We start from the raw sequence: 24688 nt of genomic DNA on the forward strand, positions 1-24688 counted from the left end.
TTCGGTTGTGCCCGGCGATCATGGGACGCTACAACGGCAACCATGTTGTACAAGTACCCCCGGACCCGGCATATCGCCGGTTCCCGGTTGCAGCCCGGGGACCACGATCTGACCGCGGCCCCGTTCCGGGACATCGCCGGGCGGTACCTGGTGGTCGAGGAGAAGCTCGACGGCGCCAACTGCGGCATCAGCTTCACCTCCGGCGGGCGGCTGCGGCTGCAGAGCCGCGGACACTTCCTGACCGGCGGGCCGCGCGAGCGGCAGTTCGGGCCGCTCAAGGCATGGGCGGCGGCGGTGCAGCCCGCGCTGTGGACACGGCTTGGCGACCGGTACGTGATGTACGGGGAATGGCTCTACGCCAAGCACACGATGTTCTACGACGCCCTCCCCCACTATTTCTGCGAGTTCGACGTCCTCGACCAGCGGGACGGGACGTTCCTGTCGACCGAGCGCCGCCGCGAGCTGCTGGAGGGGACGCCGGTGGTGTCGGTGCCCGTCCTGCACGAGGGGACCCTCTCGGACCTGAAGGAGCTGACCGCGTACGCCGGGCCCTCCACGTGCCGTACGGGCGGGTGGCGGGACGCGCTGCGCGAGGCTGCGGCGGCCGGGGGCGCCGACCCCGAACGGGTCGCGGGCGAGACCGACGGCGCCGAGGAGATGGAGGGCCTCTACATCAAGGTGGAGGAGGGCGGGGAGACGGTCGGCCGGTTCAAGTGGGTGCGGCCGAGCTTCCTGACGGCCATCGCGGACTCGGGCACGCACTGGCAGGACCGGCCGATCGTCGCCAACGGCCTGGCCGATCCGGAGGTGCTCTATGCGGGTGCCTGACGGCCCGGGGCCTGAGGATCGGGTGCCCGACGACTCGGTGCGGGTGTTCGAGGAGCTGTGCCCGGCGCCGCCGCGCTGGCAGGTGCCGTGGGAGGAGATCCGCGAGGCGTTCGGCTGGGTGCGCGACATGGCGGGCGTGGAGCAGGACGCGGTGCATCACGCCGAGGGCGATGTCGAGGTCCACACCCGGATGGCGTGCGAGGCGTTGGCGGAGCTGCCGGAGTGGCGGGCGCGCCCGGCCGGGGAGCGGGTGCGGCTGTTCGCGACCGTGCTCATGCACGACGTCGCCAAGCCGTACTGCACGCGGACCGAGGACGACGGCCGGATCACCGCGCGCGGGCATTCGCGCCGCGGTGACCTGATGGTGCGCCGGATCCTGTGGGAGCTGGGGGCACCGGTCGCCTGGCGCGAGCACGTGGCGGCGCTGGTCCGCCATCACCAGGTGCCGTTCTGGGCGCTGGAGCGTCCGGATCTGCAGCAGATCGCGTTCCGGGCGAGCCTGCTGGCGCGCAACGACGATCTGGTGCTGCTGGCGACCGCCGACATCCTCGGCCGGGTCTGCGGCGACGTCGACAAGGTGGTGGAGAGCATCGCGCTGTACCGCGAGTACTGCGCCGAGCAGGCCTGCCTGGACGGGCCGCGCGCGTTCCCGTCCGAGCACGCGCGGTTCTGGTACTTCCGCAAGAGCGACCGTGATCCGGACTACGCGGCCTACGACGACACGCGGCTGACGGCGACGGTGCTGTCGGGCCTGCCGGGGGTGGGCAAGGACACCTGGATCGCCGCGAACCGCCCGGACGTGCCGGTGGTCAGCCTGGACCGCATCCGCGCCGAACTGGGCGTGGATCCGGGCGGTGACCAGGGGGCGGTGGTGGCGGCGGCCTACCAGCAGGCGCGGGAGCACTTGCGCGCGGGCCGGTCGTTCGTCTGGAACGCCACCAACGTGACCCGGTCGCTGCGCGAGCGGTGCACCGGGCTGATCGCCGGCTACCGGGGACGGATCGAGCTGGTCGCTCTGGAGGCGCCGCCGGAGGTGCTGCGGCGCCGCAACAGGGCCCGTCCCGCTCCCGTGCCGGACGCGGTGATCGACCGCATGGTGCGGCGGTGGGAGATGCCGGACCCGACCGAGGCGCACCAGGTCGACTGGGTGTCGACCGCCTGACGGCCGGCACCCTGCGGTCAGCGGGCGAAGAATTCGGCGAGCGCGGGCGCGATGGCCTCGGCCGCGACGGCGTGCTCCTGTCCGGGCAGGGTCCGGTACGCGGCGTCGGGCAGGGCGTCGGCGGCCGCGCGCGAGGCCGCGCGCAGGATGTCCATGCTCGCGCCGCCGTCCATGACCAGGGCGGGGATCGTGAGCGTGGCCAGCCGTGCGGCGGGCAGCAGTCCGTCGCCGAGCGCGGCGGCGTCGTAGCGCAGGGTGGGGGCGATCTTCTCCATGCCGGCCCACGTCGGCGACTGGCGCATGCCGGCGACGAACTCCTGCGGCAGGCCGACCTGCCGCAGGAACAGCTCGGCGGCGTCGCCGTTGCGGTTCTGCGCCAGCAGCTCGTGCAGGCGCTTGACGTAGTCCAGGTGGCCGCGGGAGTCGTCCTCGGCCAGCCCGTAGGGCGGCTCCCACATGGCCAGCCGGGTGACGCGCAGACCGGCGGCGGCCGCCTCGGCGGCCAGGATCGCGCCCGAGGAGGAGCCCCACAGGCCCGCGGCGCCGCCGGCGGCGCCGATCACGGCCTCGATGTCCTGGATCTCGCGTTCGAGCAGCAGCGCCGCCGAGTACTCCCCGGCCGCCTCGTCCCCGCTGTCGCCCCGGCCCCGGCGGTCGTAGTTGAACACCGTGCAGTGGGCCGACAGCAGCTCGGCGATCGGGGCGCTCACCTGCCGGTCGCAGGTGGCACCGGCCACCAGGACGACGGGCGGCCCCTCGCCCGTGCGCTCGTAGGCGATGATCGTGCCGTCGCCCGACCGTACCGTCTGCATCGGATCTCCCCTCGCGGCCCGGGCACATCCCGGCCCTCGATCGATGTGGACCGGGCGGCGGCGCGAAACTCATCGCCGGTTTCTCAATCTTTTCCGGCGACCCTGCCGGCGATGTAGGCGACCTGGGCGGCGCGCTCGCGCTCGCCCGCGGTGTCGGGGAAGGCGACGAACCCGTGCAGGGCCTCGGCCACGACCTCCAGCTCGGCCTCGTTGCCGGCCGCCGACCAGCGCGCGGCCATGAACAGCGAGTCGTCCAGCAGGGGGTCCTGGGTCCCGACCGAGAACCGGGCGTGCGGCATCCCGCGCAGGTCGGCGTACAGGGGCGAGACGTCGGGCGCGCGGCGTTCCTCGGGGCCCATGCCCGGCAGGAACTGGTCGTAGAACCAGGCCATGGTGCCCTTGGGGATGACCAGCATGTCCTGGGCGTGCCGCTGGCTGGGCGTCATGGCCAGGTCGTACGCGCCGAACGTCAGCTGCGCGCCCGCGAACGCGCTCGCCTGCCCGCCGAGCCGCAGCAGGGTGACGACGGCCAGGTGGGCGCCGGCGGATTCGCCGCCGATGACCAGGCGGCCGGTGCCGAACTCGGCGGCGGCCTCGGCCAGGAGCCAGCGCGCCGCGTCCTCGCAGTCGTCGGGGCCGGCCGGGTAGGGGTGCTCGGGGGCCAGCCGGTAGTCGACGCTGACGACCGCCACGTTCGCGGCCCGCGCCAACTCCAGCAGCAGCGGGTCCTGGGAGTCGGCGCTGCCCAGCGTCCAGCCGCCGCCGTGGATGTGCAGGTAGACGCCGCGCACGTCGTCGGGGCGGAACACCCGTACGGGGACGCCCCCGGCACGGCCGGGCACCGTGCGGGTGGTGGCCTCGGCGACCCGGACCGGAGTGGGGAAGACGCTCCTGCCCTCCTCCCGCGCGGCACGGAGGGCGGGGGCGTCGTCGACGTCCTCCAGGGCGGGCTGGGTGCTCAGCAGCTCGGCGACGCCGGCGTTGAACGCGCGGGTCTCGTCCGCTATATCCAGGCCCGTGGTGATGTATCCGTTCATGGTCATGGCATCGGAGTCTGCCGTGCGGGACGGCCGGTGCCAACGGCCGGCGGCCGTAGGGTGCGGTGGTGATGCTGGACGCGACCGCGACGGCGACGGCGGACCTGGTGCGGCGCCGCGAGGTGTCGGCCGAGGAGATGGTGCGGGCGGCGCTGGCACGCCTGGACGGGAGCGAGCCCGTGCTGCGCGCGTTCACCCAGGTGTGGCCCGATCGGGCGCTGGAGGCGGCGCGTTCGGTCGACCGGGCCGTCCTGCGCGGCGAGCGCCCGCGGCTGGCGGGGGTGCCGATCGGGGTGAAGGCGTGGCTGCGCTCGCAGGGGCCGCAGACCCGGCGGCTCGAGCGCGAGGGCTGCGTCGTGCTGGGCCTGACCTCCGTACCGCAGGCGTCCACACCGTGGCAGACCTGGGGGCACACCGATCGCGGCCCGACGGCCAATCCATGGCGGCCCGGCCGCTCTCCGGGCGGCTCGTCGGCGGGTTCGGCGGCGGCGGTGGCGGCCGGGGTGGTGCCGCTGGCCACGGGCAGCGACGGCGCCGGGTCGCTGCGGATCCCGGCGGCCTGGTGCGGCGTGATCGGGCTGAAGCCGACCAACCGGCGGCTGCCGACCCGCGACCGCGCGGGCCTGGCCGCCCTGGGCGCGCTCACCCGTACGGCACGCGACGCCGCCCTGCACCTGTCGGTCATGCTCGACGAGGAGTTCCCCACCCTGGAGAAGCCACTGCGGGCCGTGTGGTCCGCCTCGCTCGGCTACGCCGCGGTCGACGGCGAGCAGGAGGCGGTCGCCCACGCCGCGGCCGGACGCCTCCATGAGGCCGGCGCCGTCATCTGGCGTCCCCACGACCTGGCCCTGCTCGACCCCGGGCCCGCGTGGCGCGCCCTGCGCGCCGGCCGCGACGACGCCCACGTCCGTACGGTCAACGGCGAGCGGCTGGACGCGCTGTTCCGCGACGCCGACGTGCTGCTGACTCCGGCGACGCCCACGCCGCCGCACGGCCACGGCGGGCCGGGCGAGGCGATGACGGTCGATCTCACGTGGGCGTTCAACGTCAGCGGCCATCCCGCCGTCAGCGTCCCGGCCGGTTTCGCCGGCGACGGCACCCCGGTGGGCCTGCAGGCCGTCGCCGCCCACGGCCGGGAGGCGGCCCTGCTGACCGTGGCCGCCCGCCTGGAGTCCCTGACGCGCCCCTTCGGCCCCGCTTCAGCCGGTGCGGGTGATGAGGTCGCCGACCAGTGAACGGTAGGCGTCCTTCATGGGCAGTTCGCGTTCGACGTGGACGCGGCGGCGGGTGGCGGTGACGTCGGTGCCGCGTACGGGGTCGTGGCCGGTCTTGTCGTAGGTCTCCCACCACAGCCCGATGCCCCGGCGCTGCCAGAGCGGGAGTTCGTTGTAGTTGACGCCGCGCGCGTACAGCAGTTCGTTCTTCTCGGGGACGGTGGCGCGTTCCAGGCGCCGGGTGGCCTGGCGGGCGGTCAGGCCCTCCTCGCGCAGGGTCCAGTAGCACCAGCCGTTCAGCGAGCAGCGGGCGGCGTCGGCCTGCCGCCAGGACAGGTAGTCCACGACGTCCTGCTCGCCGGTGCCGATCCAGATCCGGCCGTCGAACGTGACGGGCTCGCCGGCGGCGTGGGTGAACGCCGCCGAGGCGGTCGCGGCCGACAGCGAGACGAGCTTTTCGACCTCGCGGCCGAACAGGTCGAACGAGGGGGGAAGGACCAGCGAGATCTCGTCGCTCTCGGTATAGGCGTAGCGGCCGGGGAACTCGGTGAGCAGCGCCTGCGCGGCACCGGTCATCAGCGCGGAGAAGCGCGGGTCGAAGGGCTTGCCGAAGCGGCTCTCGGTGTAGGCGGAGAAGCCGCGGCCGTCGACGCGGATGACGGCCCAGGCGCCGGGCGGCAGGGTCAGGGAGTGGAACCATTCCCGTTCGCGCATCCGGGCTTCAAGGTCTTTCAGGCGCACTCGCGGTCCCTTCGCCGGTGCGGGGCGTCTCCGTGACGGTGAAGCCGCCGGCGCCGTCGAGGCCGACGGTGTACAGCGCGTCGAAGCCGTCGCCGGGACGCGGCGCCCGCAGTCGCTTGAGGGTGGCATAGATCCCGATATCGGGCACGCGGATTTCGGCGGGGCGGGCGGCGTTGCGCAGGACGGCGCCGGGGACGTCGGGCGGGAACCAGTAGGCGGTGACGCGCGCCCCGTACCGGCGTCCCAGCTCGATCAGCGGTGCCCATTCCTGGGGTGAGGGGTTGGTGTTGTCGACCGCGACGCTGTGCCCGGCGTCCAGGGCTTCGGCGATGAGGCGCAGCTGGCGGTGCTGCTTGCGGCGGGAGGAGCGGCCGAACAGGTCCTTGCTGACGTGGGTGTGGGTGGCGGCCAGGTGCCGGCGGTAGAACGTCGTCTTGCCGGAGGCCTGCAGCCCGATGAGGACGGCCAGTTCCATCAGCGGTCCGCCTGCGTGTGCAGGGTGTCGGCGAGGTCGTGCACGGCCTGGCGCAGTTCGGCGGGGCGGCGGACGGCGAACGGCCAGCCGAGTCCGGCGAGCATCTGGGCCATGCCGTCGAGGCGTTCGGCGCGGGTGGTCATGAGCACTCCCCCCTCGCTGTCGTTCAGGGTGGCCACGGTCGGGGGGATGCGGCGGCGGGCCTCGGCCAGGGTGGTCTCCAGCCACACTTCGACGTCGTGCGCGTACGGGACGCCGGCCAGCGCGCGGGTGACGTGCCGGACGGGGTCGGTGTCCTCGGGGACGTCGAAGGTGTCCTGGCCCGGTTCGGCGGACACGACGCGGTCGACGCGGAAGGTGCGGACCTCGCCGCTGCGGTGGTCGTGGCCGGTGACGTACCAGCGGCCCGAGTGGAAGACCAGGCCGTAGGGGTCCAGGTCGCGTTCGCTGTCGCCGCCCTTGAAGGAGCGGTAGCGCAGCCGCACGCGCCGCCGGGCGCGGGCGGCCTCGGCGAGGGTGAGCAGCGCGGCGGTGGCGGGGGCTTGGGCGTCGCGGGCGGCGAGGGTGAAGCCGAGGGTGTCCTGGAGGGCCTGGACGCGTTCGCGCAGGGCGGCGGGCAGGACGCGCTGCACTTTGGCCAGGGCGCTCTCGGTGGCCTCGCCGGGCAGGCCGACGCGGCGCCCGGCCAGCAGGCCGAGGACCACGGCGGTGGCCTCGTCGTCGGTGAGCATCAGCGGCGGGAGCTTGAAGCCGGGCATCAGCCGGTAGCCGCCGTAGCGGCCGCGTTCGGCGACGACGGGGATGCCGAGGTCCTCCAGGCGCGCCGCGTACCGCCGGACGGTGCGCTCGTCGACCCGCAGGCGGCGGGCCAGCTCGGCGCCGCCCATCCGGTGGTGGGCCTGCAGGAGCTCGAGCATCGTCAGGATTCGGGTCGTGGGGTGTGACACGGGTCACTCGCTTAATCCGGGCGGTTCCTGTCCGGTATCAACCTTATGCTCTTTCTTACAGGCAACGGCAAGGAGTGCATGATGACGACGTTCGTACTGGTCCCGGGGTTCTGGCTCGGCGCGTGGGCGTGGGACGAGGTGGCCCGCGGGCTGCGCGAGGCGGGTCACCAGGTGCACCCGGTGACGCTCACCGGGCTGGCCGAGCGGGCGGGCGAGGCGACGCCCGAGGTGGACGTGGACACCCACATCGCCGACATCGTCGGCCTCATCGAGGGCGGCGACCTGCGCGAGGTGGTGCTGGTCGGGCACAGCGGCGCCAACATGCCGGTCACCGGCGCCGCCGACCGGATCCCCGAGCGGCTGGCGCGGGTCGTCTACGTCGACACCGCGCCGCTGCCGCCGGGGATGGCGCAGATGGACTTCAACGATCCCGAGGAGCGGGCCGCGATCGAGAAGCGGGTGGCGGGGGAAGGCCAGGGCTGGCTGATCCCGGCGCCGCCGTTCGATCCGGCCGCCGACCCGCACCAGCTGGCGGGCCTGGACGAGGCGGCGCTGGCGCTGCTGCGCGAGCGTGCCACGCCGCAGCCGGTGGGGACCGCGACGCAGGCTCCGGCCCGGCCCGGGACGGTCCCGGACACGCCCAAGACGATGGTCGCGAGCACCTTCCCGCTGGCGGCGGTGGAGCAGATGATCGCCGGCGGCAACCCGGTGTTCGGGATGCTGGCGGGTCCGGAGTGGAGTTTCCGCGAGCTGCCGACCGGTCACTGGCCGATGCTGTCGCGCCCGGCCGACCTGGCCGCCCTCCTGGGCGACCTCTGAGCGAGGGCCGTCAGGTGGGCGGGGCGGGCCCGTTCGGGTGGGCGGGCCCGTTCAGGGGGCGGTGAAGGTGCAGGGCAGGCGCTTGTAGCCGTTGATGAAGTTGGACATCAGCCGGTCCGGCTCGCCGTCGGTGCGGATGTCGGGCAGGCGGGTGAACAGCTCCTTGAACATCACGGTGATCTCGCGGCGGGCGAGGTTGGCGCCCAGGCAGAAGTGCGGGCCCGGGCCGCCGAACCCGACGTGCGGGTTGGGCGAGCGGGTGATGTCGAAGGCGTCGGGGTCGGTGAACACGGCCTCGTCGCGGTTGGCGGAGTTGTAGAACAGCATGACCTTGTCGCCGGCGCGGTAGGTCCGGCCGTTCATCTCGTGGTCGCGGGTGAGGTTGCGGCGGAAGCAGATGACCGGGGTGGACATCCGGACGATCTCCTCGACCGCGCCGCCGATCCGGCCGTCGAAGTCGGCCAGCAGCAGTTCCTTCTGCTCGGGGTTGTCGGTGAACAGCTGCAGCCCGTGCGCGATGGCGGTCCGGGTGGTCTCGTTCCCGGCGACCACGAGCAGCAGGAAGAAGGTGCCGAACTCGCGCTCGGTGAGCTTCTCGCCGTCGACGTTGGCGGTGACCAGCGCGGAGGTGAGGTCGCCGGTGGGGGCCTTGATCCGCGCGCGGCCGAGCCTGGCGGCCAGCCGGTGCAGCTCGCGGCTGGCCCAGGCGACCTTGGCCAGGCCGAGCCCGGTGCGCACCCGGCCCATGTCGGGGGTGATGCCGGTGTACTCGGGGTCGGAGTTGCCGAGCACGATGTTGGTCAGCCGCAGCACCCGCGGGTACAGCTCGGCGGGGATGCCGAGCATGTCGCAGATGATCTCGACGGGCAGCCGGACGGCGACCTTGGCGACGAAGTCGCCGGGGCCGGAGGCGATCAGCTCCGCCACGATCCGCTCGGCGCGGGCCTGCACGTCGTCCTCGGTCTTGGCGAGCATCTTGGGGCTGAACGCCCGGGACACGATCCGGCGGATCTTGGCGTGCCGCGGATCGTCCATGTTGATCATCGAGTTGACGTACTTGTCCAGCCACTGCGGGCCGTCGATGACGGTGGTGGCGTTGGGCTCGCTGCTGAAGACCTGCGGGTTGCGGCTGGCCTCCAGGACGTCGGCGTGCCGGACCAGGGCCCAGTAGCCGGCGCCGCCCTTGGCGAACGGGACCGGAGGGTCGGGGTAGTGGCGGGGCGCGCCCTCGGCGCGCAGCCGCGCGAAGGCCTCGTAGCGCTCGGGCAGGGGGCGTCCCCAGAACCTCAGGTCGCTGAGGTCGATGCCGTCGCCGACCGTGCTCGCCCGCTGGATGGCCACGTTGAGACACCTTCCGTCGTTTCGTCCGCCCCCAGCTTGGATAAGTGTCCGGTTACGGTCAATGGGCGTGGCGATGCTGTGACCCACTGCACAGCCTCCGGCAGGGCCCGGAATCGGGAAGGGCGTGGCATGGCCCGGCCCCGGAGCCACCCTTCTCCGGGGCCGGGCCGTGGGACGCCGGCGGGTCAGCCGGCGTCCGGCTCGATGCGGGTCACCGGAAGCGCCCCGTCCAGGTAGGCCGTGCGGCACGCGGTGCGCGAGATCTTGCCGCTGCTGGTACGGGGCAGCCCGCCGGGCTCGATGAGCACCAGGTCGTCGACCCGCACGTCGTGGTGGTGCTGGACGGCGCCGCGGACGGCGTCGGCGACCTCGCGGGGGTCCAGCCGGCGGATCGGGACGCGGCGGTTGCGCTCGGCGACGACGACGAGGTTCTCGGTCTCCCGCCCGGCGACGGCGAACGCGGCGACGTACTCGTGCCGCACGCCCTCGTGGGCGCTGTAGGCGGTGTACTCGATGTCCTGGGGGTAGTGGTTGCGGCCGTCGATGATGACCAGGTCCTTGATCCGGCCGGTGACGTACAGCTCGCCCTCGTACCAGACGCCCAGGTCGCCGCTGCGCAGCCAGGGCCGTTCGGGCAGGTCGCCGCGGTCGCCGGCCAGGACGGCCTGGAACGTCTCGGCGGTGGCCTCGGGGCGTCCCCAGTAGCCGGCGGTGACGTTGGGGCCGTGCACCCAGATCTCGCCGACGCGCCCCTCGGGCAGCCGCTCGCGGGTGGCCGGGTCGACGATGGCGACGTGCTGCCCGTAGGGGGTTCCGCAGCCGACCATGACCGAGGCGCGCTCGTCGTCGGGGGCGCAGGGCTCGACGGCGCCGCGGCCCAGGGCGTCGCGGTCGAAGGCCTTGACGGTGGGCTTGCGGTAGCGCGAGGACGAGGACACGTACACGGTGGCCTCGGCGAGCCCGTAGGCGGGGACCTGCACCTCGGCGCGCAGGCCGTGGTGGCGGTAGGCCTGCAGGTAGCGGGTGAGGGTGCCTTCGCGGATGGTCTCGGCGCCGTTCATGAACACCTGGACGCCTGAGAGGTCCAGGGCGGCCTTCTCCTCGTCGCTGACCTTGGTGGACAGGTATTCGTAGGCGAAGTTGGGCGCGCAGGTGAAGGCGTGGCTCTGCTTGCTGAGCTGCTCCAGCCACCGGACGGGGCGCATGATGAACGCGACGGGGTCCATGAGCACGGCGGGGCTGGCGTGGGCGATGGGCAGGGCGACGGCGGTGACCAGGCCCATGTCGTGGAACAGCGGCAGCCAGTTGACGCCGGTGGACACGCGCGGGATGCCGTCGAAGGTGCCCCAGCACTGCTCGGCGTTGACGGCGATGTTGCCGTGGGTGACCATCACGCCGGCGGGCACGCGGGTGGAGCCGGAGGTGTACTGCAGGTAGGCCAGGTCGTCGGGGTCGATCGGCTCGGGGTCCCAGGTGAGGGCGCGGTCGACCTGGTCGACGTTGAGGACGGCCTTGGGGCGGGGGATCGTGTTGGCGTCGAAGAACGCCTCCACGTGCGGGAGCGCCTCGGTGGTGGTCAGGACGCATTCGGGTTCGGCGTCGCCGTAGACGGCCATGAGCCGGTCGGCGTGCCCGGGCAGGTCGGGCGAGAACAGCGGGACGGCGATGACCCGCGCGTACAGGGCGCCGAGGAAGGCGATGACGTACTCGAGGTTCTGCGGGGCCAGGATCGCCACGCGCTGGCCGGCGTCGGTGCTCTGGCGCAGGGTGGCGGCGACGGCGCGGGAGCGGGCGTCCAGTTCGCTCCAGGTGATGTCGATGTCGGCGCCGCCGATGTCGGTGGTGTAGTCGACGTAGGTGTAGGCGCGGTCGTCGGGGTACTGCTCGGCCCAGCGGGCCAGGCGGGTGACGAGGGGGGTGCGGTCCAGGCCGCCGGGGGTGGTGGTCATGGGGGTGCTCCAGGGATGGGGCGCGCCTTGGGCGCGGCGCGCGGCTTGCGGGCGCGTTGCGGGCGCGGTCGGGGCGCGCTCAGGTGATGCGGCGGGCGGCGAGGCGTTTCTCGTCGGGCCAGCGCACGTCCCAGACCCAGCCGAGGCGCTCCAGCAGCCAGATGACGCGCGCGCTGATGTCGATCTGGCCCTTCAGGACGCCGTGCCGGGCGCAGGTGGGGTCGGCGTGGTGCAGGTTGTGCCAGGACTCGCCGAACGAGGGGACGGCCAGCCACCACACGTTGCGGGACTGGTCGCGGGTCTTGAAGTGCGCCTTGCCGAAGACGTGGCAGATGGAGTTGATGGAGAAGGTGATGTGGTCGCCGGCGAACACGCGCAGCAGCCCGGCCCAGAACAGGGCGGTGACGGCGCCGTGCCAGGACCAGGTGAGCAGGGCGCCCAGGGCCATGGGGACCAGCAGGGTGGAGGCGGCGATGAGCACGTACACGTCGTTGCGGCCGAGCAGGCGCAGGTCCTTGTCGGCGAGCAGGTCGGGGGCGTACTTGCTGCGGGAGGTGCGGTGCTTGCGGAACAGCCAGCCCATGTGGGCGTGGAACAGGCCCTTGGTCAGTCCCCACACGCCGGGGCCGAAGGCCCAGGGCGAGTGCGGGTCGCCCTGCTGGTCGGCGTACTTGTGGTGGCGGCGGTGGTCGGCCACCCAGAAGATCACCGAGCCCTGCCAGGCCTGGCCGCCCAGGATCGCCAGCGCGATCCGCAGCCAGCGCTTGGCCTTGAAGCCGCCGTGGGTGAAGTGGCGGTGGTAGCCGATGGTGACGCCCAGGGCGTTGAACGGGTACAGCACCGCGAAGATGGCCACGTCCGTCCAGCCCAGTCCCCAGCCCCAGAAGAACGGGACGGCGGCCAGGACCCCGGCGATCGGGGCGACCACGAAGACGATGACGCTGATCCGCTCGATGAGCGGCACGACCTTGGGTGAGATGTCCGGTTGCGGGGCCTTGCTGCCCACATCGGCGACGCCCGCTGTCATGGAGAGCTCCTTGCGGTTCGGGACAGGCCGGCGGCCGGCACCCGGTCCGGGGCTCTGTGGCACCCGCCGCCGGTCTCGCCGCCGCGATGGGCACGACCGTACGGCGCGGTGCCGCGCGGGGGCTTCTACGTGATCTCAACTGTTCGGCGGGCGGTTCCGCAGTCGACTGACAAGAACACCTGGGACGGGCGCGGGGAGCTGGGGCCGGAGCCGGGGAGCGCTGAAGAGGGACGGGGGGCGGGACAGGCGGCCGGCGCGGGCGTCGGGTGAGGCGGTCGTCTGCGACGACGTGCCTGATCTGGAATCAGGTATCGGCCCGGCGTGCCCGGCACAGTTCCCGTAGGTGTCGATTGAAGTGGGCGGGCCCGCCCGGGGCAACCCCTTTGGGGCTCCCGTTCACGAGGCGGTGCCCGCCCCCAGGTCGTGCCCGCCGCGCGATGCGGCCGTCACAGGGTGGCGCCGTTCACGCGGTGTCTTCACACGTGCGGTCGCTCATCGGGGCCTGCCGTCCGCGCCGCCGGTACGGGCTCGTACAGGGCGCGGACGCGGGGCAGCGCGGCGTGGGGGGCGGTCAGGAAGCGCAGCAGCCTGCGCTGCAGGTAGTCCGAGCCGGTGTCGCCTTCGGCGATGCGGCGGGCGCAGCCGCGGGCGGTGGCCTTGCCGAGGGCGTGCTCGAAGCAGTCGACGAGGGCGGGGCGGCGCGCGGCGATGAGGGTGTCGGCGTCGGGGTGCTCCAGGATGAACCGCAGCGCGGCGCGGGTGGTGTGCTTGTGGTTGGCGCGCAGCCGCCGCAGGCCCAGCAGGACGGTGACGACGTGGCCGGGGGGCAGCGCGAGGGTCAGGGCGCGGGCCGTCGCGGCCAGGGTGGCGCGGGTGGCGTCGTCGAGGCCGGCCTGGGAGGCGGCCAGGACCTGCAGCAGGACCCGGGCGCGCTGCCAGGGCGCCACGCCGGGGGCCAGGCCGAGCAGCGCGTAGCCCTCGGGGTCGTCGGTGTAGGCGGCGCGGTGCAGGTCCGCGTCGTCCCAGCACAGGGTGCCGCCCCGGGGCAGGGCCAGCGGGCCGGTGCCGGCCTCGAGATGGCCGAGGAGTGTGGGGGTGTCCATGATTGTTTCGCCTCCGCAATCATGGAGTCTAAGAATCTCCGCGAGTGCCCCGACACTCATTTTCCGGCGGGCGCGCTCCCGCCGCGGTTTTCCTCGCCCGCCGGGTCGCGGTCCGGGGACTCGTCCGCGCCGCCTGCGGGGGGCTTGACGGCGTAGTCGCCGATGCCGTTCTCCAGCAGGCCGTAGACGCGTTCGACGGCGGCGTACACGTCGGAGCGCATCTCCTGCAGGGTCTGGCCGGCGAGTTTGCGCTGGACGATCTCGCCGACGAGGACCTGCTGCGCGGAGAAGATCATGGCGGCGGCGATCCGGGGGCCCAGGTCGTCGGGTCCGGCGCCGGTCTCCTCGGCGAGCCCGGCGGCCAGCGCCTCCTCGGCGCGGCGGCCGATCTCGCGCTGGCGGGCGGTGAGGGCGGGGCTGTCCAGGACGGTCTTGGCCCACGTCTCGCTGCCCTCGTGGAAGGCGGTCTGGTAGGCGTTGCGTTCCAGGCCCTCGACGAACTCGCGGTGGAAGAGCGCGACCGCGGACTCGCCGGGAGGCCGGTCGTGCAGCGCCTGGACGGCCTGGGCGACGATCTCGTCCTGCCGGTCGAAGAACAGGTCCTCCTTGGTGCCGAAGTAGTTGAAGACGGTGTTGACCGACACGTCGGCGGCGCGGGCGACGTCGGCGATGGTGACGTTGTCGAATCCGCGCGTCATGAACAGCCCGGTGGCCAGGTCCGACAGCCGCCGGCGCGTCTCCAGCTTCTTGCGCTCGCGCAGGCCCATCTCGCGCTCGCCGGGCTCGCGCGGTCCCGGCTGCCGCGGTCCGGGCGGGTTCTCGCGGCCGCCGGCCGGTACCGGGTGCCGCCCGGCCGCCTCCCGTTCCGTCATGGCGGAGATTCTACCTGTCCTGGTGTCACTTAAAATTTGGAGTCACTTAAAAGTTTGGGTTACTCTATCGGCGACCCGAGGGAGGCGACTGTGATCGAGGCACGCGGGCTGGCCCGTACCTTCAGCACCAGGAACGGCGCCGTCGAGGCGGTACGCGGCGTCGACCTGGCCGTGGCGCCGGGCGAGATCGTGGGGTTCCTGGGCCCCAACGGCGCGGGCAAGAGCACGACGCTGCGGATGCTCACCACGCTGCTGGCGCCGACGGCCGGGACCGCGACGGTGGCCGGGCACGACCTGCGCGCCGACGCCGCCGGCGTCCGGCGCCGCATCGGCTACGTCGGGCAGGCCGGCGGCACCGACCCGGGCGTGCCGGTGGGCGAGGAGCTGGCGCTGCAGGCGGCCCTGTACGGGGTGGGGGATCCGGGCGCGCGCATCGCCGGGCTGTGCGCCCGCCTGGATCTGGAGGGCCTGCGGGAGCGCCCGGCGGGCTCGCTGTCGGGCGGGCAGCGCCGCCGGCTGGACATCGCGCTGGGCCTGGTGCACGGGCCGCCGCTGGTGTTCCTGGACGAGCCCACCACGGGGCTGGACCCGCAGAGCCGCGGCAACCTGTGGGAGCACATCCGCCGGATGCGCGGCGAGGACGGCACCACGGTCTTCCTCACCACGCACTACCTGGACGAGGCCGACGCGCTGTGCGACCGGATCCTCATCATCGACCACGGCCGCATCGTCGCCGAGGGCACGCCCGAGGAGCTCAAGCGCCGCGTCTCCGGTGACGTGGTCACGCTGGAGCTGGCCGACGCGGCCCAGGGCGCGGCCCGGGCCCGCGACGCCCTGGCCGCGAACCCGGCCGTACGGGAGGCGGCGGTCACCGGCGCGCAGCTGCGGCTGACCGTCCAGGACGGCGACCAGGCCCTGATGGGGCTGGTACGCGACCTGGACGCGGCCGGGGTGGAGCTGACCGCGCTGCGCATGGCCCGCCCCACGCTCGACGACGTCTTCCTCACCGTCACCGGCCGCTCGCTGCGCGACGCCGCCTGACCGAACCCATCCCCCTCGTCTTCTGGAGGTTCTCGTGCGGATCGCGCGCGACACCCGTCTGATCTTCGGCCGCTACCTGCGGCAGACGCTGCGCAGCAAGGTCGCGGTCGTCTTCGGGGCGGTGCAGCCCCTGCTGTACCTGCTGCTGTTCGGCCCGCTGCTGAGCGGGCTGACCGGCGTGCGCGGGTTCGGCGCCGGCGACGCCTGGCAGGTGCTGGTGCCCGGCATCCTGGTCCAGCTGTCGCTGTTCGGCGCGGGGTTCGTCGGCTTCGGCCTGATCGCCGACCTGCGCTCGGGCGTGGTGGAGCGGCTGCGGGTCACGCCGGTCAGCCGGACGGCGCTGCTGCTGGGCCGGATCCTGCGCGACACCGTGGTGCTGGCGGTGCAGGCGGTGATGCTGCTGGCGGCGGGCCTGGCGCTGGGCCTGCGCGCGCCGGTGGCCGGCATGGCCGCCGGGCTGGTGCTGGTGGTGCTGCTGGCGCTGAGCGTCGCCTCGCTGTCGTACGTGCTGGCGATGGCCACGCGCAGCGAGGACGCGTTCGCGCCGCTGCTGTCGACGGTCACGCTGCCGCTGATGCTGCTGTCGGGGGTGCTGCTGCCGATGACGATGGCGCCGGGGTGGCTGCAGGCGGTCTCGGACGTGAACCCGTTCCGGTACGTGGTGGACGCGGTGCGCGCGGCGTTCGCCGGCGACTGGGCGAGCGGGGCGATCGTGCAGGGCACGGTGGTCACGGTGGTGCTGCTGGCGGTGTCGGTCGCGCTCGGCGCCCGCCGCTTCCAGCGCGAGAACGCCTGAGGCCGGTCAGGGCGGGGTGAGGGCGGGCGCGGGCGTCAGCGGCGAGGACGCGGCGGGGACGGCGGCGGGTTCGATGACGGCGCGCTGGGCGATGAACGCCCCGGCGAGCACGATCACGCCGCCGGCCATCTGCACGGGCGCCAGGCGCTCGCCGAGCGCGGCCCAGGCGATGAGGGTGGCCGCGACCGCCTCGGTGTAGCAGATGGCCCCGGCGACCTGCGCCGACAGTCGCTGCACCCCGGCGGTGCCGGCCAGGTAGGCCACGACGGTGCTGACCACGATGATCCAGGCGGCCAGCAGCCAGCCGGGCGCGGTGTGGCTCCCGATCGGCACGGCGGCCGCCAGCGTCCCCCACGGCAGCGCCCAGGGGACGGCGATGAGGGTGAGCGCGGCGGCGGCGACCACGCAGCCGACGGCGGTCATGGCCAGCGGGTCGACCCGGCCGGCCAGCCGGTCGATGATCAGGAAGTAGGCGGCCTGGCAGGCGGCGGCGCCCAGACCCGCCGCCAGGCCGATCCCGTCCAGCCGCAGCCCGGCCCACACCTGCACGACCATCGCCAGTCCCGCGACCGCGACCGCGACGCCGACGACGGCGGTGCGGTGCACCGGTACGCGCCGTACCAGCCGCAGCCAGGCCAGCACCATCACCGGGCCGGTGAACTCCAGCAGGATCGCGATGCCGACCGGCAGCCGGGACGCGGCGACGAAGTAGAACGCCTGGCAGCCGGCGACGCCGGTCACCCCGTACACCGCCAGGCGCGGCAGGTGCGGGCGCAGGGCGCGGACGGAGGCGGGCCCGCGCAGGACCAGCACCAGCGGGACCAGCACGAGCGCGGCGCCGGCCAGCCGCAGCCAGACCGCCTGCAGCGGGGTGAGCCCGGCGTTGATCAGGGCCTTGCCGAACGGGCCGGAGGCACCGAAGCAGATCGAGGAGAGCACGGCGAAGGCCAGCCCGGTGGCCCTGGTGCGCGCCGCCTGGTCCATCGGTGTCCCCTCTCCCCAAAACTAAGGAGCATCATGACATAACGCTCCTTACACGTCGAAGCGCATGCCGGGGTCCGCCGGTGTGCGGGCGGATGGGCGGGTGAGGCCGGATGCGTCCCGCGTTGCCGGATCGATGCCGGGACCGGCCGCGCGAACGACTAGCATTCGCCTGGTGAACTGGCAGGGGGCCGGGGCGGGACCCGGCGCAAGCGGGGGCGGTACGGCGGCGGCGGATCTCTTCACGGCGGTCGAGGGCAACGTCAGGGAACTGGTGGCCTCGCCGTGGTGGCGGACCGCCGCGCCGCAGCAGCGCACCGAGCAGGTCGCCGCGCGGATGCTGTGGGGCGCCAGCGAGTGGTGGCTGTACGGGGCGTGGGGCCGCTGGTACCGGTGCGGCCTGGACGGCAACTGGCATCCGTGCCCGCCGCCCGCCTCCCCCGGCGACCGCGCGGCCGTCGTCCCGGCGCCGCGCGGCGCGGGGACCCCGCCGGCGCCGCCGCAGCTGTTCCCCACGGGCCCGGACCTGTCGGCGGGACGGGTGGCCTCGCTGGGGTTCCTGGGGCCGGTCCCCGAGACGTCGGTGGTGGCGCGCATCCAGCAGGCGCTGACCACGGCGTGGGCGGTCAACCCGGCGCAGTTCGCCCAGCAGGACCCGATGTTCCAGCCCGGCACGCCCAGCACGGTCGCCGCCGCGTGGGGCGCGCTGCTGTGGTGCGCGGGGTCGCCGGTGGTGCTGACCGAGCATCCGCTGATCGAGTCGTTCATCCCGTTCCTGACCACGCCCGCCGAGCGGCTGCACTGGATGATGCCGCCCGACTTCAGCACCCTGGCCGGCTACTACATCAACCGGCTGCTGGCCGGCGACGGCGGCGGCGCGGCCCACATCGCCCGGGTGATGTACGAGGTCGCCGCGGGCCTGCAGGGCGATCCGCGGTTCCGGCCGGGCGCCGACGCGCTGGCGGCGGTGACGGCGGCGTCGCTGCGCCTGGTGCAGCAGGACATCGCCACCGCCCGCTACGGACCGGCCGCGGTGCTGCAGGAGTGGCGGCGCCGCTGCCCGGCCGAGTACGCCACCCCGATGGTGCGCGACGCCGCACCCGGCGAGTACCTGCGGCTGGCGCTGTACGACCTGCAGCAGATGGTGTCGGCGCTGACCGGCGCCCGCAACGTCACCGGCGGCCGCCCGCACGACGAGGTCCGCCGCGCCGGCGTGGCCGTGCTCGGCGCCGACCTGCAGATGGTGCCCACCGCGCTGCCGGCGCTGCAGCGGTGGCTGGATCCCGACAGCGCCCGCACGCTGCAGGCGGTGCTGACCGACGCCCAGCATCCGCTGCGCGAGCTGTGGCCGCGCGAGGGGCGGCTGCCCGACGCGCTGCGCACCAGCGACGCCGACGCGCTGGCGGCACTGCTGGCCACCACCTACACGCTCGGGCTGACCTGGTGCCGGCTGGCGCAGGTCCCGCCGCCCTCGACCGGGTTCGCGCTGCCGCAGGCGATCGCCGCCGAGCTGACCAGCCCGGCGATGCACACCCCGCCCTCCACCGACGAGCTCAGCGCCTGGGACATCATCAAGGCCGCCCGCGCGCATCTGGCGTCCGAGCGCCAGGCGCAGGCGCCCGGGCCGGACGAGCCGGTGGCCCCGGTCCCCTCCCCCGGCGCACGTCCGCCCGCGCCGCCTCCGCAGGCCGCGCCGGCGCCGCCGCCGCAGGGCATGCTGGACGACGCGCCGGGCGCCCCGATCCCGCCGCCGGCACCGCCGGGGCAGGAAGGGCACGGCGTCCCCGGCGCTCCCGGGGCCGGGCCGCAGGGGCAGGCCGGCGATCCGTTCGCCTCGGCGTCCCCGCCGCCGCGCATCCCCCCGCCGCCGCCTCCGCCCGCGCCCGACGGCGCGCCGCGTCCCGAGCCCGCCCCCTACCAGCCGCCGCCTCCGGCCCCGCCCCAGGCGCAGCAGCAGGGTTCGCCGCAGGCCGCTCCGCCCGGGCCGCCGGTCCCGCCCGCACCGCCGATGTCGCCGCCGGCCGCGGCCACCGCGCCGGTGTGGCCGGGCGCCGACACTCCGGGGCCGGGCGGGTTCGGGGACGAGCCGGCGTGGCCGGCCGGCCCGCCGGGCGCTCCCATGGATCCCGACCCGCTGGCCACGCAGCTGGATCCGGCCGGTGCCGGGCCGGCGCCGTCCCGGCCCGCGTGGCCGGGCGCCGACGTCGACCAGGGCCCGGCGGGCGGGGCGCCGGAGGCGTCGCTGCCACCGCCGCCGGCCCCGGTGCCCGAGCCGCCGCCGCCCATGCCGCCCTCGCCCGATCCCGGTCCCAGCCCGCAGGTCGCCGAGGCGTACGGCATCCGGTTCCTGTGCGGCGCCGACGACATCGAACGCGTCGTCACCGAGGTGCGCCGCCGCGGCAAGTGGGCCAAGCGGCTGCGCGGCCAGGAGGTCTCCAGTGCCTCGGTCCCGGCGCTGCTGCTGATCGGCGCGCCCTCCAGCGGGCAGCGCCGGCTGGCCCGGATGGCCGCCCGCGCGCTGGCCGAGGTGGAGGTCTCCAGCGGCGAGGTACACGGCATGCACGCCGAGGAGCTGCGCGAGCGCGGACCCGACGGGCTGCGCGCGGCGCTGGAGGACCACGCCGGGCACGTCCTGCTGCTGGAGGGGCTGGAGACGCTCATCCTCGACCATCCGCAGGGCCCGGCGTTCGCGTCGACGCTGTACCGGGCCCGCCTGGAGGGCGTCAGCGACACCGCGCTGCTGGGCACCTGCGAGCCCGAGCGCGTCGGCGAGCTGTCGGCCGCCTCCCCCGAGCTGGTGACCGACCTGCGCGCCGTCCGGCTGCCCGACCTCACCGAGCCGCGCGTACGGCACGCGCTGCTGGCGCTGCTGGCCGAGGAGCGGCGGCTGCTGCTGGACACCGGCGCGTGGCAGGTCGTCGACCACGACCTGGCGGTGCTGCGCCCGCGCGGGCGGCTGACCGGCGCGCGCCTGATCGAGGCCTACCTGGACCGCGCCGCGACCCGCCATCTGGGCCGGGCCGAGGCGACCCAGGCGATCGGGAACGCCTCGACGCTGTCGCTGACGGCCGCCGACTTCGAGGGGATCGCCGCCGAACTGTCCTGACAGGCCACTGTCGCGTACGGTCCCGCCCGCGGCGTGAATAATGTCGCGGGCGCGGGTCACCATGGGGTCGTGAAACGCGTCGACCGGCTGCTGGCCCTCGTCTGCGAGCTGCGCGCCGCCGCCCCCGAGCCCCTCACCGCCGACGACCTGGCCGCCCGCCTGCGGGTCAGCGGCCGCACCGTCCGCCGCGACCTGGAGATGCTGGTCCACGGAGGCCTTCCGGTACGGCTGGAACGCGGCCGCGGCTACGTGCTGCCGCCCGCGCCGGAGCCGCCGCCGATGTCGGAGGCGGCCTCGCTGATGGGGCCGGTGCACGACACGCTCGCCGAGGCGGTGCGGACGCGGCGCGCCGTCAGGTTCGCCTACACCGACCGGTCCGGGACGCGCAGCTTCCGTGACGTCGAGGCGCACGGCCTGGTCGTGGCCCCCTACGCCGAGTACCTGGTGGGCTGGTGCCGGATGCGCGAGGGGCCCCGCATGTTCCGGCTGGACCGGATCGGCGCGGCGTACCTGTCGGGCCGCGCGGCGGAAATGCGCGATCTGGACGAGCTGCTGGCGGCGCTGCGGGTTCCGGTGCCGCGGCCGCCGTCGGATCCGGTGCCGCGCGGCCCGGCGGGTGCGGCGCGGGCGCGCGCGTGGACGCTGGACCGGCTGCAGTACGTGCGTACGCGGCTGCGGGAGGCGACCGCGGAGGCGGCCGCCGGCGGTGAGGGCGCGGCGGCGCTGCGCGGGGTGCTGGGCCATCTGGCCGAGTGGAGCCGGTGGCAGCTGGCGGCGGTGCGCGCGGCCGCGACCGGTGAGGCGCCGGTGTACGCCGGGCGCCGTCCCGGCTTCCCGGCGGGGTTCGAGGGTGAGCTGGCCTACGACGCCCGGGAGCGGATGATCCAGGACGCGATGGCGCTGCGCTCGCTGGGTGAGCTGGCCCGCGATCTGCAGGAGGTGCTGGACGCGGCGGGGCACTGGTGCGCCGGGTCCGACGACGCGGTGTGGGAGCGGGTGCTGCCCGAGCCGAGCCCGTCGGGCCGGGCGGGCCCGGCGCGCCCGCTGGCCGATCTCATCGGCGGGTGGCGGGGCCCGCTGTCGCACATCGAGTGGCATCTGGACCGTCTCGGTGACGAGCCGCCGTCGGTTCCGGCCGTCCTGGAGGACGGCGAGGAGGAGGTCTGGCTGACCGACCGCTGCCCCCTGCAGACCTGACCGGCCGCCGCGGCGCGGGGGCCGCGCGGGCGCGGGGGCGTGGGCCAGGGCGCCGGTGGGGGGGCGGCGGATCGGGGTGCGGGGTCAGGGTGAGGTGAGAGGGCGGGCCTCGGCGGGCGGTACCGGGCCGGGGACGGTACCGGGGCGCTCGGCGGTGCCGGGACGCTCTGCGGTGCCGGGGTGCTCGGGAGTAGCGGGGGGCTCGGCGGCGGCGCGGGCGGGGCGCAGGAGGCGGGAGAACCAGACGGTCTTGCCGGGGCCTTCGGGGCGGGTGCCGAAGGCGGAGGCCAGGGTGCCGACCAGGAGCAGGCCGCGGCCGTCCTCGGCCCATTCCAGGACGCCGGGGCCGCGGCCGGGCGGGGCGGGGGCGGCCGGGTCGTCGTCGCCGACCTCGGCGGTGAGCTGCGCGCCGTCCAGGCGGAGCCGCAGCCGGACCCGTCCCCGCCCGTGCACGACGGCGTTGGTGATCAGTTCGTCGACCATGAGGACGATGTCGTCGACGTCCTCGGGATCGCCGATGTTCCATTCGCGCAGGGTCTGGGCGGCCAGGCCGCGGGCCAGCGACGCGCTGGCGGGATCGGGGGGCAGGTCCCAGGCCGCGGCGCGCCGGTCGGACCGCCGGTGTCGCCGCTGTTCCCGCGCTTGCTCTCCCGGTGCGCTCAGCCCTTTGGCACTCAATGCCCCGTCTCCTCACTCGTTCCTGTTCACGCAGGTCAGCGCGGCTATCTGGGATGTGCCCCGACTTGCCTCGCGCGATAGGGACCGGCGCCGGGTTCTGGCCGGAGCGGGAGTGGCCCCTGCCGGTGCCGGTGAGGGGTTTCGCACCTGCTCGCGGATGGCGGCGGGCGGGTTCCGTCCCGACCGTCCCCGTCCCCGTCCATGCCGTCCGATACCAATGTGGACGCGTTCCCGGCGGCGGGGGTGCACGGGTCCAGGTCGGCCTCACCTCGGGGATAGGTGATCGGAGTCACATCGTTAGATGGGGAACGAGCATCCCGTGGATGCCGTTATGGTGGGTGATGTCGGTGTGGCATGTGTCCCCCGGGCTCTACCCTTAGCCTTCGGGGAATACCGCCGGTCCGCAAGGGCCGGGCAGGAGCTTCGTTGTGCCTTTCGCCGTGAGGCGACCACCACACCGGCCTAGCCGCGGAGGCCCCGGCGAGATCTGATCTCGCCGGGGCCTTCGCGCGTTCCAGGGCATGTCCTGGGGCTTCACGGGCCCGGTGCTCTGGGGCCGCGGCGCCGGAGGTGCCCGGAGCGGGGCGCTTTAGGAGAACGCGGTGACGGCGGCGGCGGCGATCGCGGTCAGCACGCCGATCACGGCGACCGCCACGGCCGCGATGACGCGGATCCGGCGCGGCCGGCGTTCCCGGCCGAGCCGGGACATGCGCTGGGCCAGCCGCGGGTCGTCCTCGCTGAGACGGACCTCGATCTGCGCGAGGATCCGCCGTTCCTCCATCGACAGCGCCATGCTCTTTACCTCCGGGGGGCGTTCACGTGCCTACTTCTTCCCCCGGCAGCAAGATCATTATCCCCCGGCGGCGGCGACCGTCGCACCGCGTGCGGGAGCGCTCTCGTGGTGCAGGCGGTCCAGCGCGGTGACGTAGTAGGTGTAGGTCTGGCCGGGCTGTGCGCCGCGGTCGATGATGCCGCCGCCGCGTACGTGGGCGACCAGGGCGGCGGGGTCGACGGGGGCGCAGCCGGTCTTGTCGCCCTTCACCCGGTACACCGCGTAGGCCTTGGCGTCCTGGGAGGGGCGCCACTGCACCTTGACGTGCTCGCCGTCGGCCTTGGCCTGGACGTCCTGGACGGGGGTGGGGGCCTTGCCGCCGCGGCCGGCGACGACGGGCGGGATGGCGGGGGTGGGGTAGTGCTCCTTGCGCAGGCGCTCGGCGAAGCCGCGCTTGTTGCCGGCCAGGCTGGCGGCGCTGAAGTAGACGTCGCCGCGTACGGCGGGGTGGCGCTTGTTGAGCGCCAGGTGCCGCGGCAGTTCGCCGGCCTTGTTCCAGGGGCCGCCCTCGCCGACGCGGTAGGCGGCCTGGCCGATGGTCAGCTGGACGTCGGTGCCCTGGACCTGGCGGGACCACCAGTCGACGAGGGCGGCGTAGTCGGCGGGGCGGTCGCCGATCGTCCAGTACAGCTGCGGCGTGACGTAGTCGATCCAGCCCTGCTTGATCCATTTGCGGGTGTCGGCGTACTGGTCGTCGTAGCTCTGCAGGGCGCCGTCGGTGGGTGATCCGGAGGGGTCGGACCCGGTGTTGCGCCACACGCCGAACGGGCTGATGCCGAACTGCATCCAGGGCTTGGCCTGGTGGATCTCGGCCGACAGGTCGCGGACGAGGGTGTCGACGTTCTGGCGGCGCCAGTCGGCCTTGCCCATGCCCTTGCCGTAGGCCTTGTAGGTGGCCTGGTCGGGGTACTCGGCGCCGCCCTCGGGATAGGGGTAGAAGTAGTCGTCGAAGTGGACGGCGTCGATGTCGTACTTGCGCACGACGTCCATGACGGCGTCGGTGGCCAGCCGGCGGACCTGCGGCAGGCCCGGGTCGTACCACAGGCCCTTGCCGTACTTGCGGACCCAGTCGGGGTGCTTGCGGGCGGGGCTGCCGGGGGCGAGCTTGTTCAGGTCGGCCTGGCGGCTGATGCGGTAGGGGTTGAACCAGGCGTGGAACTCCAGGTTGCGGGCGTGCGCCTCCTTGAGCATGAAGCCCAGCACGTCGTATCCGGGGTCCTTGCCGGGCGTGCCGGTGATCCACTGCGACCACGGCTCGTGCGGTGAGGGGTAGAAGGCGTCGGAGTTGGGCCGGATCTGCACGAACACGGCGTTGAGGTTCATCGCCTGCGCGGTGTCGAGCAGCTTGCGGTAGTCGTCCTGCTGCTGGGCCTTGGTCTTGCCCTTGGGCCAGTCGATGCCGCCGACGGTGGCGATCCACATGCCGCGCAGCTGGCGCGCGCGGGAGTCGCCGGGGGCCTTGACCGCGGGGCATTCGGCCTGGGCGCCGGGCGGTACGGCCGCCTTGCCGTCGTCGTCGGTGCCGCCGCTGGCGGGCAGGCACGCCGCCAGCGCCGCCGCGGTCACGATCGCGGCGGCGGCCTTGCTGAGGATCTCCGTTCGCCATGCCATAGACGAGCCATTGTTACGCACTCGTAGCGATGCCATGGACGCAACGGTGCGTCCGGGCCCGTCGCGGCCTCGTTCCCGGCCCGGTCCCGGCCGCGATTCCGGCTTGCCATATTCGAACA

General features: G+C 74.3%; 22 protein-coding genes. 8 read left to right on the top strand and 14 right to left on the bottom strand.

The genetic code is table 11. The features are described 5' to 3' along the window. Positions 1-42 precede the first annotated feature (42 nt). A complete protein-coding gene (locus tag ACH34Q_RS16175; protein WP_395983757.1) occupies positions 43-828 on the top strand; it encodes an RNA ligase family protein in 786 nt (261 codons plus the stop codon). A 37-nt stretch (positions 829-865) separates the two neighbouring features. Next, positions 866-1990, top strand: a complete 1125-nt coding sequence (locus ACH34Q_RS16180) for an AAA family ATPase (RefSeq protein WP_395984000.1) — start codon at positions 866-868, stop codon at positions 1988-1990. 17 nt (positions 1991-2007) lie between these two features. Here ACH34Q_RS16180 and ACH34Q_RS16185 read toward each other — a convergent pair whose 3' ends face one another. Beyond that, positions 2008-2802 (bottom strand): alpha/beta fold hydrolase, encoded by a 795-nt coding sequence (locus ACH34Q_RS16185; protein ID WP_395983758.1) that lies wholly within the window; start codon positions 2800-2802, stop codon positions 2008-2010. 83 nt (positions 2803-2885) lie between these two features. Next, a complete protein-coding gene (locus tag ACH34Q_RS16190; RefSeq protein WP_395983759.1) occupies positions 2886-3845 on the bottom strand; it encodes an alpha/beta hydrolase in 960 nt (319 codons plus the stop codon). A 65-nt stretch (positions 3846-3910) separates the two neighbouring features. On the opposite strand from ACH34Q_RS16190, the gene ACH34Q_RS16195 reads away from it, so the two are divergent. Beyond that, positions 3911-5074: an amidase gene (locus tag ACH34Q_RS16195; RefSeq protein WP_395983760.1), complete on the top strand. Its 1164-nt coding sequence runs from the start codon at positions 3911-3913 to the stop codon at positions 5072-5074. On the opposite strand, the gene ACH34Q_RS16200 is transcribed toward ACH34Q_RS16195, so the two are convergent. From ACH34Q_RS16200 to ACH34Q_RS16210, 3 genes are read right to left on the bottom strand one after another with little or no spacing between them, the layout of a single operon-like run. Then, the gene (locus ACH34Q_RS16200; RefSeq protein WP_395983761.1) at positions 5039-5794 is read right to left on the bottom strand and encodes a tRNA(His) guanylyltransferase Thg1 family protein; all 756 of its coding nucleotides are present in this window, start codon (positions 5792-5794) and stop codon (positions 5039-5041) included. The two genes, ACH34Q_RS16195 and ACH34Q_RS16200, sit on opposite strands and share 36 nt — an antisense overlap. Continuing rightward, positions 5775-6269 (bottom strand): AAA family ATPase, encoded by a 495-nt coding sequence (locus ACH34Q_RS16205; protein ID WP_395983762.1) that lies wholly within the window; start codon positions 6267-6269, stop codon positions 5775-5777. Before ACH34Q_RS16205 ends, ACH34Q_RS16200 begins: the two co-directional genes overlap by 20 nt. Then, positions 6269-7186: a helix-turn-helix transcriptional regulator gene (locus ACH34Q_RS16210; protein WP_395983763.1), complete on the bottom strand. Its 918-nt coding sequence runs from the start codon at positions 7184-7186 to the stop codon at positions 6269-6271. The genes ACH34Q_RS16205 and ACH34Q_RS16210 overlap by 1 nt, the downstream gene beginning before the upstream one ends. Positions 7187-7297: 111 nt before the next feature. Between ACH34Q_RS16210 and ACH34Q_RS16215 the strand changes: the two genes are divergently transcribed. After that, on the top strand, positions 7298-8035 hold the full coding sequence (locus ACH34Q_RS16215) for an alpha/beta fold hydrolase (protein WP_395983764.1): 738 nt from the start codon (positions 7298-7300) through the stop codon (positions 8033-8035). 51 nt (positions 8036-8086) lie between these two features. On the opposite strand, the gene ACH34Q_RS16220 is transcribed toward ACH34Q_RS16215, so the two are convergent. The 5 genes from ACH34Q_RS16220 to ACH34Q_RS16240 all read right to left on the bottom strand — a co-directional run bounded on the left by ACH34Q_RS16220 (position 8087) and on the right by ACH34Q_RS16240 (position 14327). Beyond that, a complete protein-coding gene (locus tag ACH34Q_RS16220) occupies positions 8087-9376 on the bottom strand; it encodes a cytochrome P450 (RefSeq protein WP_395983765.1) in 1290 nt (429 codons plus the stop codon). 185 nt (positions 9377-9561) lie between these two features. Further along, the gene (locus tag ACH34Q_RS16225) at positions 9562-11325 is read right to left on the bottom strand and encodes a fatty acyl-AMP ligase (RefSeq protein WP_395983766.1); all 1764 of its coding nucleotides are present in this window, start codon (positions 11323-11325) and stop codon (positions 9562-9564) included. A gap of 79 nt (positions 11326-11404) precedes the next feature. Further along, positions 11405-12352, bottom strand: a complete 948-nt coding sequence (locus ACH34Q_RS16230) for an acyl-CoA desaturase (protein ID WP_395983767.1) — start codon at positions 12350-12352, stop codon at positions 11405-11407. Between the two features lie 476 nt (positions 12353-12828). After that, the gene (locus ACH34Q_RS16235) at positions 12829-13455 is read right to left on the bottom strand and encodes a hypothetical protein (protein WP_395983768.1); all 627 of its coding nucleotides are present in this window, start codon (positions 13453-13455) and stop codon (positions 12829-12831) included. A 56-nt stretch (positions 13456-13511) separates the two neighbouring features. Further along, positions 13512-14327, bottom strand: a complete 816-nt coding sequence (locus tag ACH34Q_RS16240; RefSeq protein ID WP_395983769.1) for a TetR/AcrR family transcriptional regulator — start codon at positions 14325-14327, stop codon at positions 13512-13514. A gap of 90 nt (positions 14328-14417) precedes the next feature. Between ACH34Q_RS16240 and ACH34Q_RS16245 the strand changes: the two genes are divergently transcribed. Together ACH34Q_RS16245 and ACH34Q_RS16250 are read left to right on the top strand one after the other, a co-directional pair. Further along, positions 14418-15368 carry an ATP-binding cassette domain-containing protein gene (locus ACH34Q_RS16245; protein WP_395983770.1) on the top strand — a complete coding sequence of 317 codons (951 nt, stop codon included), beginning with the start codon at positions 14418-14420 and terminating at the stop codon, positions 15366-15368. 34 nt (positions 15369-15402) lie between these two features. After that, positions 15403-16164 carry an ABC transporter permease gene (locus ACH34Q_RS16250; RefSeq protein ID WP_395983771.1) on the top strand — a complete coding sequence of 254 codons (762 nt, stop codon included), beginning with the start codon at positions 15403-15405 and terminating at the stop codon, positions 16162-16164. Positions 16165-16170: 6 nt separating this feature from the next. On the opposite strand, the gene ACH34Q_RS16255 is transcribed toward ACH34Q_RS16250, so the two are convergent. Then, complete coding sequence (locus ACH34Q_RS16255) at positions 16171-17148, bottom strand: EamA family transporter (protein ID WP_395983772.1); 978 nt, start codon at positions 17146-17148, stop codon at positions 16171-16173. Positions 17149-17320: 172 nt separating this feature from the next. On the opposite strand from ACH34Q_RS16255, the gene ACH34Q_RS16260 reads away from it, so the two are divergent. Together ACH34Q_RS16260 and ACH34Q_RS16265 are read left to right on the top strand one after the other, a co-directional pair. Beyond that, on the top strand, positions 17321-20251 hold the full coding sequence (locus ACH34Q_RS16260; protein ID WP_395983773.1) for a hypothetical protein: 2931 nt from the start codon (positions 17321-17323) through the stop codon (positions 20249-20251). A gap of 69 nt (positions 20252-20320) precedes the next feature. Next, positions 20321-21448: a helix-turn-helix transcriptional regulator gene (locus ACH34Q_RS16265; protein WP_395983774.1), complete on the top strand. Its 1128-nt coding sequence runs from the start codon at positions 20321-20323 to the stop codon at positions 21446-21448. A gap of 84 nt (positions 21449-21532) precedes the next feature. On the opposite strand, the gene ACH34Q_RS16270 is transcribed toward ACH34Q_RS16265, so the two are convergent. From ACH34Q_RS16270 to ACH34Q_RS16280, 3 genes are all read right to left on the bottom strand, one after another. Then, positions 21533-22126 carry an ATP-binding protein gene (locus ACH34Q_RS16270; protein ID WP_395983775.1) on the bottom strand — a complete coding sequence of 198 codons (594 nt, stop codon included), beginning with the start codon at positions 22124-22126 and terminating at the stop codon, positions 21533-21535. Between the two features lie 589 nt (positions 22127-22715). Continuing rightward, positions 22716-22919 (bottom strand): DUF3040 domain-containing protein, encoded by a 204-nt coding sequence (locus ACH34Q_RS16275; protein WP_395983776.1) that lies wholly within the window; start codon positions 22917-22919, stop codon positions 22716-22718. A 57-nt stretch (positions 22920-22976) separates the two neighbouring features. Further along, on the bottom strand, positions 22977-24569 hold the full coding sequence (locus ACH34Q_RS16280; protein ID WP_395983777.1) for a glycoside hydrolase family 10 protein: 1593 nt from the start codon (positions 24567-24569) through the stop codon (positions 22977-22979). Between the last annotated feature and the right edge of the window lie 119 nt (positions 24570-24688).

Source organism: Actinomadura sp. 9N407 (genome assembly GCF_044326315.1).
In the GTDB taxonomy this organism is placed as follows: domain Bacteria; phylum Actinomycetota; class Actinomycetes; order Streptosporangiales; family Streptosporangiaceae; genus Spirillospora.

Excerpts from the sequence above, each read along its gene's own strand:
- ACH34Q_RS16175 (WP_395983757.1), top strand. The coding sequence starts at position 43 with ATGTTGTACAAGTACCCCCGGACCCGGCATATCGCCGGTTCCCGGTTG.
- ACH34Q_RS16185 (WP_395983758.1), bottom strand. The coding sequence starts at position 2,802 with ATGCAGACGGTACGGTCGGGCGACGGCACGATCATCGCCTACGAGCGC.
- ACH34Q_RS16190 (WP_395983759.1), bottom strand. The coding sequence starts at position 3,845 with ATGACCATGAACGGATACATCACCACGGGCCTGGATATAGCGGACGAG.
- ACH34Q_RS16195 (WP_395983760.1), top strand. The coding sequence starts at position 3,911 with ATGCTGGACGCGACCGCGACGGCGACGGCGGACCTGGTGCGGCGCCGC.
- ACH34Q_RS16205 (WP_395983762.1), bottom strand. The coding sequence starts at position 6,269 with ATGGAACTGGCCGTCCTCATCGGGCTGCAGGCCTCCGGCAAGACGACG.
- ACH34Q_RS16210 (WP_395983763.1), bottom strand. The coding sequence starts at position 7,186 with ATGCTCGAGCTCCTGCAGGCCCACCACCGGATGGGCGGCGCCGAGCTG.
- ACH34Q_RS16215 (WP_395983764.1), top strand. The coding sequence starts at position 7,298 with ATGACGACGTTCGTACTGGTCCCGGGGTTCTGGCTCGGCGCGTGGGCG.
- ACH34Q_RS16225 (WP_395983766.1), bottom strand. The coding sequence starts at position 11,325 with ATGACCACCACCCCCGGCGGCCTGGACCGCACCCCCCTCGTCACCCGC.
- ACH34Q_RS16230 (WP_395983767.1), bottom strand. The coding sequence starts at position 12,352 with ATGACAGCGGGCGTCGCCGATGTGGGCAGCAAGGCCCCGCAACCGGAC.
- ACH34Q_RS16235 (WP_395983768.1), bottom strand. The coding sequence starts at position 13,455 with ATGGACACCCCCACACTCCTCGGCCATCTCGAGGCCGGCACCGGCCCG.
- ACH34Q_RS16240 (WP_395983769.1), bottom strand. The coding sequence starts at position 14,327 with ATGACGGAACGGGAGGCGGCCGGGCGGCACCCGGTACCGGCCGGCGGC.
- ACH34Q_RS16255 (WP_395983772.1), bottom strand. The coding sequence starts at position 17,148 with ATGGACCAGGCGGCGCGCACCAGGGCCACCGGGCTGGCCTTCGCCGTG.
- ACH34Q_RS16275 (WP_395983776.1), bottom strand. The coding sequence starts at position 22,919 with ATGGCGCTGTCGATGGAGGAACGGCGGATCCTCGCGCAGATCGAGGTC.
- ACH34Q_RS16280 (WP_395983777.1), bottom strand. The coding sequence starts at position 24,569 with ATGGCATGGCGAACGGAGATCCTCAGCAAGGCCGCCGCCGCGATCGTG.